The sequence below is a fragment of the Olsenella sp. DNF00959 genome (assembly GCF_001553055.1).
GTDB classification, from domain to species: Bacteria; Actinomycetota; Coriobacteriia; order Coriobacteriales; family Atopobiaceae; genus Olsenella_I; species Olsenella_I phocaeensis.
In genome coordinates this window covers 207,364-219,493 of sequence record NZ_KQ960133.1, presented here as the reverse complement: position 1 = coordinate 219,493, position 12,130 = coordinate 207,364, and the positions used below count along the sequence as shown (strand labels likewise).

General features: G+C 67.4%; 6 protein-coding genes. All 6 read right to left on the bottom strand.

The features are described from left to right. Positions 1-210 precede the first annotated feature (210 nt). Positions 211-1,101 carry a nucleoside triphosphate pyrophosphohydrolase gene (mazG, locus tag HMPREF1868_RS07825; protein ID WP_062531581.1) on the bottom strand — a complete coding sequence of 297 codons (891 nt, stop codon included), beginning with the start codon at positions 1,099-1,101 and terminating at the stop codon, positions 211-213. 277 nt (positions 1,102-1,378) lie between these two features. Further along, positions 1,379-2,152: a ChbG/HpnK family deacetylase gene (locus HMPREF1868_RS07820; protein ID WP_062531580.1), complete on the bottom strand. Its 774-nt coding sequence runs from the start codon at positions 2,150-2,152 to the stop codon at positions 1,379-1,381. A gap of 289 nt (positions 2,153-2,441) precedes the next feature. Further along, entirely contained in the window at positions 2,442-5,906 is a 3,465-nt protein-coding gene (gene mfd, locus HMPREF1868_RS07815) for a transcription-repair coupling factor (protein WP_062531579.1), read from the bottom strand. Positions 5,907-6,243: 337 nt separating this feature from the next. Further along, positions 6,244-9,528: a 4-alpha-glucanotransferase gene (locus tag HMPREF1868_RS07810; RefSeq protein ID WP_062531578.1), complete on the bottom strand. Its 3,285-nt coding sequence runs from the start codon at positions 9,526-9,528 to the stop codon at positions 6,244-6,246. Positions 9,529-9,550: 22 nt separating this feature from the next. Then, positions 9,551-11,026 carry a glycogen synthase GlgA gene (gene glgA / locus HMPREF1868_RS07805; RefSeq protein ID WP_197414980.1) on the bottom strand — a complete coding sequence of 492 codons (1,476 nt, stop codon included), beginning with the start codon at positions 11,024-11,026 and terminating at the stop codon, positions 9,551-9,553. A gap of 9 nt (positions 11,027-11,035) precedes the next feature. Then, positions 11,036-12,130: a glucose-1-phosphate adenylyltransferase subunit GlgD gene (glgD, locus tag HMPREF1868_RS07800; RefSeq protein ID WP_062531577.1), complete on the bottom strand. Its 1,095-nt coding sequence runs from the start codon at positions 12,128-12,130 to the stop codon at positions 11,036-11,038.

The following is a 12,130-nucleotide window of genomic DNA, read 5'->3' as shown; positions in this document are numbered from 1 at the left end:
GACCCATTGGGTTGGTGTCGCCTGGATTCTGGGAGTTGGCCATACCCGCCGTCGCTTCGTCTCAACTTCGTTTTTGGCAGCTGCGGCCTTAGCCGCTCCCTCAGTTATATCAGAGCGGGACGCCGTGCCCCGCGAAGGCACGTGGCTTCGCAAGCTCAGCAGACACCACGGAGGGGCTGGGGCGGCGTAGGTCTGGCGGCGCTTCGATAGCTAGCCGCGAGCGGCACGCTCCTCTTTCTTGACCTCGTCCCAAAGCTCGTTGAGGGCAGATGTCCCCAGCTCGTCGATCGCGAGGCCACACTCGCGGGCAAGCGCCTCCATGCGCGCCCAGCGACGACGAAACTTGCGATTGGAGCTCGCGAGCGCCTCCTCTGCGTCGACGTGGGCATGGCGCGCGACGTTGACGAGCGAGAAGAGCAGGTCGCCAAACTCCTCTGCCGCCTCCTGGCTTCCGGGCTCCTCGGCCTCGAACTCGGCGCGCTCGCTGGCGAACTGGTCCCACACGTCGGCGATGGACTCCCACTCGAAGCCTGCCTTCGCGGCGCGCTTCGAGATCTTCTGGCACTGCATGAGGGAGGGCATCGAGCTCGGTACGGAGTCCAGGAGCCCCTCGGGCGCGACGTCGGACGAGCGCCCCTCTCGCTCGGACCTCTTCACCTCGTCCCAGATGTCCAGGACCTTCCCGGCCGAGTCCACCGCACCCGCTGCGGCGGCGTCGCCAAACACGTGGGGGTGGCGACGGACGAGCTTCTCGTTGAGCTCGCGGCAGACGTCGTCCACGTCGAAGTCACCCTCGTCCTGGGCGATCTGCGCGTGGAGGAGGACCTGCTCGAGGACGTCACCGAGCTCCTCGCGCAGGTGGGGCATGTCGTTGGCGGCAATGGCGTCGACCGCCTCATAGGCCTCCTCGATCATGTTGCGCGTGATGGAGGCGTGCGTCTGGACCTTGTCCCAGGGACAGCCGTCAGGCTGGCGCAGGCGCCAGATGGTGCGCACGAGACGGTCAAACTCGGGGTGGGAGGCGGGCGCCCCGGGGCGCGCTGCCGTCTGGGCGTCCGCCTCATCCGTCAGCCCACTCAGATTGCCCTGCTCCGCTGCCATGTCTCGCTCCTCGTCTGCTCGTCTGCCCACGCGCCCGCCAGAGCGCAGCTGGTCCTAGCGAAGAGCATAGTCCTGGAGGAGCCCGGTGGCCCGCGAGCAACGGCGTTGGCGGCAAACCGACTTCTTCGCCGCAATTGTCGGCACTTCCTCCAGTCCAAAGTACCGACGACCTCGCAGCAACTTGACGCTCGAGCGCAAACCCGTCCGCTTGTCGGCACCTTTCAAGGTGAGAAGTACCGACAAACCGTCCCCGCAGCATGCGGGCGGCAGGTGCGGGCTACGCAAGGTCGCGGTAGTCGATGAGCCTCAGGTCGTCGCGCGACTCGAGCCAGGCGCGCAGGGCGGGGTCGACGAGCGCGTCGACCTCCTTCGTTCGGTCCGTGGTCAGGGAGCTGCTGTGCAGGATGAAGTCGTCCAGGTAGCCGGGATGGCAGACGAAGACGACCGTCTCGCCGTCCGCCATGGACTCGACCGTCTGCCTAATGGCTGCGGCGGGGTCGTAGTCGGGGCTCATGCTGCGCATGACCATGCGCACGGGCGTCCCACCGCAGTCCACGGTCGCGGCCGGATCGAAGGAGACCGGCTGCTCGAGCAGGCCATGCGTGCGCGCGACATGCGAGACCGCCCGGTTCAGGTTGGGCGAGAGGACCGCATGCGCCTCGAAGTAGTCCGGGTCCCTGCCCGTGAGCTCGCGGAAGCGGGCGAGCTGCGCCTCGAGCTCGACCACCGCCTCGTCGAAGGCGACGAAGTCCTCCCCGCGCTGGTATCTGGCGCGGTACTCGCGACTACTCCTGAAGTTGCCGTCTGGCCCGAGGAGGCTGGGAACGAGAGACGCGTCCGCGACTGGCACACCCAGGCAGACGTTGCTGTGCTGCCCCAGGGCCACGTCGGCACCGGAGTCACGCAGCCACGCAAGCCCCCGCTCCGTCTCGGGCATGTTGGGCATGACGCCCACGGAGCGAGCGAGCCCCTCGGCCGCGCTGCGCACGAGCCCGACGTTGACCGCACAGGAGTATCCCAGGTCGTCCGCACGAATCAGCAGATGCTTCATGGAGGCTCCTCTCGCCCGTTGATTCAATGAGCATACTCCCGCAGGGAGCACGACAGCCCGCAAGCCATGGCCTCACGAAGAGCGGCCGACGACCCCGCCAAGCTTGTCGGTACTCCCTTGGGAAAAAAGTACCGACAAACTCGCGGCGCCAGCCCACTCGGGCTATAAATCATCCGTTTGTCGGCACATTTCGAGGCGAGAGGTACCGACAAACCGCAGCCGGCGGCAGCCCTTGCCCCTCGGCGGCAGCCCTACAGCCCTGCCGCCCACCGCGGCATGCCCCTCTCGCCTACTCGCCCTCGTCGTCCCCGCCCACGGCCTCGAGCACCCGCAGCGCCACCGGCAGCAGCTCCTCCCTGCCGGTCCGGAAGGGATAGCTGAGCTTCTTGCTCTTTGGGTACACGATCGCCCGCTCGGCCTTGAGCTTTGCCACCACCGAGCGCGGGACCTCCATGCCCTGGTAGGTGATGCGCCCATTGGAGAGCGAGACGCTCGTCACGCCCAGCCTCTGGCAACGGATGCGCACGCGCGCGCGGTCGAAGAGGTTCTTGCCCGCCAGCGGGAGCGCGCCGAAGCTCTCCTCGAGCTCCCCCTGCAGCGCGTCGACGTCCGCGAGCTCCGCCGCCACCGCCAGCCTGCGGTAGGCCAGCACGCGCCTGTCCACCTCGGGCAGGTACTCCTCGGCCAGGTAGAAGTCGGCCGGAAGGTTGATGTTGACCTCCGCCTGCGAGACGTCGGCAGCCTCCCCGCGCGCCTCGCTCACCGCCTCGCCGAGCATCTGCGTGAAGAGGTCGAAGCCCACGCTGGAGAGGTTGCCGTGCTGCTCGCCGCCCATGAGCGACCCGGCGCCGCGGATCTCGAGGTCGCGCATGGCGATGCGCATGCCGCTGCCCAGGTCCTGGTACTCGTTGATGGCCGTGAGGCGGTCCGTCGCCTCGGGCGTGAGGGGCATCTCGCCCGGGAACATGAAGTAGGCGTAGGCCTGGACGTGGCCGCGGCCCACGCGACCCTTGAGCTGGTAGAGTTGGGCCAGGCCCAGGCGCTGGGAGTCCTCGATGATCAGCGTGTTGGTGTGCGGGTTGTCGATGCCGCTCTCGATGATGGTCGTGGCCACGAGCACGTCTATCTCGCGCTCGCTGAACTCCATCATCACGTCCTCGACCTGAGCTGCGCTCATCTGACCGTGCGCCACGCCCACGCGCGCCTCGGGGGCCGCCTCCTGAACGCGCGCGACGGCGTCCTCGATGGTGGTCACGCGGTTGCTCACGTAGTAGACCTGTCCCTTGCGCTCGAGCTCCGCACGAATCGCGTCGCTCACCACGTCGGGATCCCACTCGCCCACCGTGACCTTGACGGGCAGGCGCCCTGGCGGGGGCGTGAGGATGAGGCTCATGTCACGCACGCCGCTCATGGCCATCTGCATGGTGCGCGGGATGGGCGTGGCGCTGAGCGTCAGCACGTCCACCTGCTCGCGCATGTTCTTGAGCTGCTCCTTGTGCTGGACGCCGAAGCGCTGCTCCTCGTCGATAATCACGAGCCCCAGGTCATGCGGGTTAACGTCGGCGGAGAGCAGGCGATGCGTGCCGATGAGCACGTCCACCGTACCTTCCGCGAAGCCCTCGAGCGCCTGGCGCTGCCGGGCCGGCGTCACGAAGCGCGAGAGCACGCGCACGTCGAGGTCGAAGGGAGAGAAGCGCGCGAAGAAGGTCTCGAAGTGCTGCTGCGCCAGGATGGTGGTGGGGCACAGCACCATGACCTGGCGGTCGTCCTGGCAGCACTTGAAGGCGGCGCGCAGGGCCACCTCGGTCTTGCCGAAGCCCACGTCGCCGCAGAGCAGGCGGTCCATGGGCTGCGTCGACTCCATGTCGGCCTTGATGTCTGCGATGGCGCTTGCCTGGTCGGGCGTCACGTCGTAGGGGAAGCTTGCCTCCATGTCCTGTTGGGCGGGCCCGTCGGGCGCGAAGGCGTGACCCTGCACCGCGGAGCGTCGCGTGTAGAGGTCGACCAGGTCGAAGGCGAGCTTCTTCGCGCTCCTGCGGGCCTTTCCCGTGGCGCGCGACCAGTCGGCGGTGTTGAGGCGGGTGAGGCGCGGGCTCGAGCCGTCGGGGCCCACATAGCGCGTCAGGCGGTCGACCTGCTCGAGGGGAACATAGAGCTTGTCCTGGCCCGCGTACTCGAGCAGGAAGTAGTCGCGCTCGCGGCCGCCCACCTCCTGACGCACGATCTGGCTGAACAGGGCTATGCCATGCGTGGAGTGGACCACGTAGTCCCCGGGCTTGAAGGGAAAGCTCACGCTGGTGGGGTCCACGCGGCGCGCCTTACGGCTGCGCTTCGCCATCCTCGACGTCAGGTCCGACACCGAGAGCACGGCGAGGCGGGCCGAAGGCACCACGACGCCGGCGGGCACGGGCGCGTCGAAGAAGGTCACCGCGTGGCGAGCCAGGGAAGCGGGCCTCTCGCCTGCCTCCGGGGACGTCACGGGAACGGAGTTCTCGGGCGCCGCGGCAAGGGACTCGACCAGAGGGATCGACTCGTCGGTGAACGAGAGCTCGAGCGCCTCGCGAGCCGCGCGGTCCGGCACGGCGAAGACCACTGACATGTCGTCGTTGAGCAGCTGGCGGACGCGGCCCAGGAGCTTGGAGTCCGAGCCGGCGATGGAGGGCTGGCGCACCTCGAGCTCGGCTGCGGCCGAGCCGCCCACCCGTTGGATGGAACTCAACGAGACCCGCTGCTGGCTGCCGAAGTCAAGCTCCCGCGGAGAGGTGAAGAGCCCCTCGAGCGACGTGCGGGCAGCATTGGCCAAGGCCATGACCTCGTCGTTCGCGCGTTGACAGTCGTCGAAGAGCGCGCGGGGCTCCGCCAGGATGACGAGCGTCTCCCCGCTCATGTGGTCGATGGGCGAGGCGCTCGAGCCATAGAGCTCCACCAGGTAGCGGTCCAGCGTGGGGTCTGCCGAGCCCTGACGGATGAGCTCGAGGTCCGCCGCGACCTTGGAGCTCTCCTGCGCGCGGCGGAAGAGGGCGTGGCCTGCCGCCTCGATAGTCTTGGGAGTGAGCGCGATCTCCCTGCAGGGAGAGATGCGCACCTCCCGGAGCTCGCCGATGGTCTGTCCCGTGGAGGGGAGCATGCGCCGCACGCGGTCCACCTCGTCGCCGAAGAACTCAATGCGCACGGGCGAGCTGGCCTGGGCAGGGAATACGTCCACCGCGTCGCCGTGGACGTGGAAGCAACCGGGAGCGCCCACGTCGCCGGAGTCGCCCGCGTCGGCGTAGCCCATGGACACCAGAAGGCGCCCCACGTCCTCGAACTCGAGCTCGTCTCCCACGGCAAAGCTCGAGGAGGCGAAGTAGCCAGAGCCCACGGGCGGCACGCGCCGCAGGAGGGCGCGCGCGCTTGCCACGACCACGCAGGGCTCGCCGGCGCTCAGGTGGGCGATGGCATTGCAGCGGGCACCCACCACCGCGTCGTCGGCGGGCTTGTCGGACCAGGGCCAGTCGCGGCGCTCGGGGTAGCGGCACACCAGCTCGCCACCCAACCAGGCGGCGAGGGCACGGGCCGTGCGGTCGGCCGCCTCCTCGCCGGACACCACCACGAGGCAGGGGCGCGGGGCGCGCGCCCAGAGCGCCGCCGCTACGAGGGGACGGGCGCTCTGGGCCACGCCCAGGGTGGCGTCACCTCCGGCATCGAGCTCGCCCAGGAAGGGGGCGAGCTCGGGCGCCTGGAGGAGCTGCTGGGATATGCGGTTGATGAACATGCGCTTCCTCTCGGTTCCTAGCCGCGGGGTCGTCCGTCTCCCCATTGTCGCGTGACCACGGCCCCCTGTGCGCCAGAGCGACGCGACCACGTCAGACGCGTGCCGAAATCGCGCGACTACGTCAGACGCGTCTGGCGAGAAGCCCTTTCCTGGGCTTTTGCGGCGCCTTCTGACGCGGCGGACGTAGTCGCGGCGGACAGAGACGCGTTCGACGTAGTCGAGTCCGTTGCGCGCGCGTTTAACGTGCTCGAAGCGGACAGGAACACGCGTCACGACGCGCCAAGGCGAGAGGGACGCCACCATGCCGGCAGCGCCCCTCCGGGACATGCGGCCACGACTATGCGCGGCCGCTCCTCTCGGCCAACTCCTTGAGCAGCTCGGCGGACGCCTCGACGTCGGCCTGCCGAGCCTGCCAGCTCCAGTTGCCCTCGGCCACGCCCGGCACGTTCATGCGCGAGCCGTCGTCCAGCATGAGGACGTCCTGCAGCGGAACCATCACCACCTCGGCGTCGGTGTCCAGGCACTCGTCCAGGAGTCCCCTCGCCATCGACTGGCCGCGCACCACGAAGCCCTGCCCGTCCGGGTCGTCCACCCCGAAGCTCTCCTGGCACCAGCCCAGGAGCGTGCTGGTGTCGTGCGTCGAGCTGTAGACGACCTTCTCGGGCTTGGGATGGTATCCCTGCCTCACATCCTCGTCGCTGAACTGGATCACGTCCATGCCGGGGAACCCCGTGGCCGCGACCAACGCGCGCACGGCCGGGGTGATGGTGCCGAGATCCTCAGCGATGAAGGGAAGCTGCCCGAAGCGACGGTGCGCCGCGTCGAAGAGCTCGATCCCGGGCCCGAAGTTCCAGGCGCCGTCCAGGGCGCCCTTGCCCTGGGGGATGGTGTAGTAGGACGAGAAGCCCAGGAAGTGGTCCAGGCGCACGTAGTCATAGAGCTCGAAGGCGCGCTGGAAGCGGCGCATCCACCATGAGTAGCCGTCCTTGCGCAGGAAGTCCCAGTCGTAGGTGGGGTTGCCCCAAAGCTGCCCGTCCTTGGCGAAGTCGTCGGGCGGGGTTCCGGCCTGGAGCGCGGGGTATCCCCTCTCATCCAGCTTGAAGACCTGCCGCTCCGCCCAGACGTCGGAGGAGTCGGCCGAGACGTACATGGGCATGTCCCCCACGAGCTTGATGCCGTGCTCCCGAGCATAGCGGTGCATGTCGTCCCACTGGCGCTGGAACTCGTACTGCGTGGCGCACTCGCGCATCACGGCATGGACGAGCTCCGGGTCCTTGCTGAGCGAGAGGTCCCAGGTGCGGTAGCGCTTCGGCCACTCCTGCCAGGCGCCCTCCCCCAGCTTCTCCTTAATCGCACGGAAGGTAGCGTAGGGGATGAGCCAGTCCTCGTTTTTCTCGATGAAGCGGCGGTAGCTCGCGGTGCCCTCGAAGTCCGACATGAAGCTGGTGCGCTCGCCCTCGACGCCCCACATGAGGGAGCGGTTGCCCGCGAAGGCCGAGAGCCCCGCGTACGGCGAACCGAAGCTGTCGGTTGGGTTGACCGGCAGCACCTGCCAGTAGCGTTGGTGGGCGGAGGCAAGGTAGTCGACGAAGCGCCGACAGGGCTCGCCCAGGGTCCCGGGCTGCCCCGGGTGGTCCTGGTTGGGAATCGAGGTGACGTGCGCCAGCACACCCATGCCACGGTGCATGGGGGCCTGCAGGCGAACCCGCTTGTGGAAGTACAGGACCGAGGTGCCCAGCGGCCAGAGGAAGACCTCCGCCTCGCCGTCCTCGACCTTGGGCACGCGCCCGGACACGACGTCGTCCACGCGCTCGCCACGCATGGGCACGCGGATGCTATGGGAGCTTGAGAGGCTGGCGTTCGCGAGGACGCAGACCACCTCGTCGCCGTCCGTGCGCCAGAAGCCGAAGACGTCGTCGTTGAGCGCGAAGGACTCGAAGTCACCGTTCACGAAGACGGGCAGGGACTTGCGCACCGCGATGGCGTTGCGGTAGATGGTGGCGCAGTTCTTGTCCTCGTGGCCCCAGGGGAAGGCGGCGCGGTTGTATGGGTCGGAGTAGCCCTCCATGCCCGCCTCGTCGCCGTAGTAGATGCAGGGCACGCCAGGCAGAGTCATCTGCAGGAGCGCCGCGACCCATAGCCTGCTCACGGCGAGGCTGCGATGGTTCTGGTCCAGGCGGAAGCGGTAGCGCTCCTCATCGCTCATGCCCGAGGGGTCTGGCGCGTCACCCAGGATGGTGAGCAGGCGTGCCCGGTCGTGGCTGCCCAGGAGGTTGAGTGCAGAGTAGAAGGCGGTGCGGGGGTAGTTCTCGCGCAGGGCCTCGAGCGACTCCGCCAGCTGGCGCGCGCCGATCTTGTTGGTGAGAAAGTCCTCCAGGCCGGACCTGAGGGGATAGTTCATGGTCCCATCCAGCTCCGAGCCCTGGAAGTAGCGGCGAAGCTTGCCGTACGCCACCTTGTGGGAGGCGTCCTCCCAGACCTCACCCAAAAGCAGGGCGTCGGGAGACTCGGCGAGCTCGGCGCTCTTGATGTCCTCGATGAACTCGTCCGAGAGCTCGTCGGCGACGTCGAGCCGCCAGCCGCGCGCGCCCGCCTTGAGCCACTTGCGGATGACGCCGCCATGCCCGCAGACGAAGTCGCGGTACTCGGGGTTCTCCTGGTTGAGGTCGGGCAGGTCCTTGACCCCCCACCAGCTGGAGCAGCTGCCGTCCTCGTTGAACCTGAACCAGTCGCGGTAGCGGGAGCGCTCGCCGGAGCTGGCGCCCCTGCCGCCGTAGTTACCAAAGGCGTCGAAGTACTTGGAGTCACGGCCCGCATGGTTGAAGACGCCGTCCAGGATGATCGAGATGCCCCTCTCGCCCGCGTCCTTGCAGAGGCGCTTGAAGCTCCTGAGGTCCCCCAGCATCGGGTCGACCTTGAGGTAGTCGGCAGTGTCGTAGCGGTGGTTCGAGGCCGCCTCGAAGATCGGGTTGAGGTAAATGGCCGTGACGCCCAGCGCCTTGAGGTAGTCGAGCTTCTCCCTCACGCCCTCGAGCGTCCCGCCGTAGAAGTCCCACGCCGCGATGGAGCCGTCCTCGTCGCGCTGGTAGCGGGGGTACTCGTCCCAATCACCGACCAGGCGGCGCGCCGGCCCCTTGCGAGGCTTGTCGAGCGCCTCGTGGACGCGCCTCTCCCAGTCGTCGCCGCGCCGGAAGCGGTCCGGGAAGATCTGGTACACGATGCCACCCGTATACCAGTCGGGGAAGCTCGTGCGCCGCTGCTCGTACACGGTGATCTGGAACGAGGGGGGCTCCCCGTACGAGAACACGCCCTCGCCGCAGGAGCGCTCGCCCGTCGCGCCATAGCGCCAAACGTCGCCGTTCGCGGCGGTGACCCTGAAGGAGTACCAGATGACCTCGGGCTCCTCGGGAGTTATGGTCACGGAGAAGCGCAGGTGGTCACCCACCTGGCTCCGGTCCATGTCGAAGACGCGCTCGCCCTTCTCGTCCACCCAGACGCGCAGCTGCGCCGTCGCCTCCGGCTCGTCCCAGACGTCCAGACGCAGCGCGACGGAGCCGCCCACGGGGGCGGCTCCGAACGGGTCTCTGTAACGGACGTCAGAGCTGATGTGCCTTGCCCTCACGTGCTCCGCCTATCTCTTGTGCTCAGCGGGCGATCTCTGGGTGTAGGTCGTGATAGATGCCCATGTACTCGTCCGCAGCCCGACTCCAGCTGAAGTCGGTTTCCATGGCCTGCCGCCGTAGCTTAGCCCAAGCCTCCTGATCAGTCCAGAAGAGCTCGCAGGCAGAGAGGAGCGTGTTGGCCATCTCGTCGGCGTTCATGTTGGCGAAGCGGAATCCAGTGCCCTCGCCCGTGAACTTGTTGTACGCCTGGACGCTGTCCTGGAGCCCGCCGGTCTCGCGCACGACGGGAAGCGTGCCGTAGCGCATGGCGATCATCTGGGAGAGTCCGCAGGGCTCGAACTCCGAGGGCATGAGCAGGATGTCACCGCCGGAGTACATGCGATGGCTCAAGGCGTTGTCGAAGGCGATGCGCGCGCTCATCTGGTCGCCGTAGGTCCAGTCGAAGTAGCGGAAGGCGTCCTCCTGGTCCCTGTCTCCGGTGCCTAGGATGGCCACCTGCACGCCCCGCTCCATCAGGCGGCTCATGGCGTAGCGCACCAGGCCGAGGCCCTTCTGGTTGGTGAGTCGGCCTATCATGACGACGAGGGGTCGGGTGGGATCCTCGGCCAGTCCGAGCTCCTGCTGGAGGAGGCGCTTGTCCTCCGCCTTGCCCGACATGTCGTCCACGGAGTACTTGTGGTTGATGAGCTCGTCGGTGGCGGGGTTCCAGGCGTCGACGTCGATGCCGTTGAGGATGCCGCGCAGCGATGCGGAGCGGCGGCGGAATATACCGTCCATGCCCTCGCCGTAGAAGGGCATCTGAAGCTCGCTGGCATAGCTCGGGCTCACCGTCGTGATGATGTCCGAGTAGCAGAGGGCACCCTTCATGTAGTTGATGGAGTCGCGGTCGCAGTAGAGCTGGCCCGCGGCCGTGGGGTTGTCGGCCAGGCCCAGAACGTCCTCGAGGACCTTGTCGGAGTATTGCCCCTGGAACTTGACGTTGTGCACGGTGAAGATGGTCTTCACGTTGCGGCAGGCCTCGGACGCCTGGTAGAACTCGCGGATGAAGACCGGGGCGAGCGCCGTCTGCCAGTCGTTGCAGTGCAGCACGTCGCACTGGAGCTCGGGCAGGAGCTCTATGGCCTCGCAGATCGCCTTCGAGAAGAAGGCGAAGCGCTCGCCGTCGTCGAAGTAGCCATAGGCCGCGTCACGCTTGAAGTAGGCCTCGTTGTCCACGAAGTAGAAGTCGACGCCGTGGTAGGTGAGCTTCTCTATGCCGCAGTAGACGCTGCGCCAGGCAAGGGGCACGTAGAAGTCCGCCACGTGGACCATCTGCTCCTGGTACTCCTGCGGGATGAAGGAGTACTTGGGCAGAATGACGGATGCCTTGGCGCCCGCCCGCCTGAGCTCGGCGGGGAGGGAGCCGGCGACGTCGCCCAGGCCGCCCGTCTTCACGAACGGAACGGCCTCGGCTGCCGCGAAGAGCACCCGGATCTTTCTTCTGACCTGATCGGGCATGGCAATCACCTATTCAGCCGCCTTTTCCTTGATGAGGAGCGCGTCAGGGGTACCCCTGAGCTCGGTGCCCGCGGGAACCACGTTGTTGCGGTCGACGATCGCGTTCTCCACGCGCGCGCCCGCCTTGATGACACAGGACTGCATGACGATGGAGTTGTTGACGGTGGCGCCGCTCTCGACGATGACGCTGCGGCCCAGGATCGAGTTGGACACGGAGCCGTAGATGCGGCAGCTGCCCGACACGCGGCTGTTGGTCACGCGCGAGCCGGTCTCGAACTTGGCGGGAGCGTTGTCGTGGGCCTTGGTGCGGATGGTGCGGCCCTTGGGGAAGAGCTCCTCGGTGGTCTGGGGGTCGAGAAGGTCCATGTTGGACTCGAAGTAGGCGTCCTTGTTGAAGATGGCCGCCACGTAGCCCTTGTAGTCATAGCTCTGGACGTTGACGCGGCCGTAGTCGCCCGCCATGGCCTCGAAGAGGTCGAGGTAGTCGGTGGCCTTGTACCACTCGAGCATCTGGAGCAGGAACTCGCGGCCCACGACGAAGCAGTCGATGAAGGCCGTGTCACCGAAGACGACGCCGTGCTTGACGCCCTTGACCCGAGTGCCGTCCACGTTGAAGCCGGTGACGTCGACGTCCTTCTTGGTGGCCGTCTTGGTGATGACCGTCACGTCGGCCCCGCTCTTGCGATGCGCGTCCACGACCTCGCCGTAGTCCATGTTGTAGACGAAGCTGGCGGACGATATGACCACGAGGTCGCTCTTGCTGCGCTCGAGGAAGACCTTGTTGTGCTCGAGGTCGCGCAGGAGGAAGCGCGACCCGGTGCGCGAGGTGCCGAAGGCGGAGCCAGGCAGGATGAAGAGGCCGCCCTTCTTGCGGTTGAGGTCCCAGTCGCGGCCGGATCCCACGTGGTCGATCAGCGAGCGGTAGTTGTAGGGCATGATCAGGCCCACGGTGCGGATGCCGCAGTTGACCATGTTGGAGAGCGCGAAGTCGATGACGCGGTAGCGGCCCAGGTAGGGCATGGACGCCACGGGCCTGGACTCCGAGAGCACGCTCGGATACTTCGTGGAGTAGTTGGCGGTGATGAGTCCTGTGAGCTTCTCCAT

Excerpts from the sequence above, each read along its gene's own strand:
- mazG (WP_062531581.1), bottom strand. The coding sequence starts at position 1,101 with ATGGCAGCGGAGCAGGGCAATCTGAGTGGGCTGACGGATGAGGCGGAC.
- HMPREF1868_RS07820 (WP_062531580.1), bottom strand. The coding sequence starts at position 2,152 with ATGAAGCATCTGCTGATTCGTGCGGACGACCTGGGATACTCCTGTGCG.
- mfd (WP_062531579.1), bottom strand. The coding sequence starts at position 5,906 with ATGTTCATCAACCGCATATCCCAGCAGCTCCTCCAGGCGCCCGAGCTC.
- glgA (WP_197414980.1), bottom strand. The coding sequence starts at position 11,026 with ATGCCCGATCAGGTCAGAAGAAAGATCCGGGTGCTCTTCGCGGCAGCC.
- glgD (WP_062531577.1), bottom strand. The coding sequence starts at position 12,130 with ATGGAGAAGCTCACAGGACTCATCACCGCCAACTACTCCACGAAGTAT.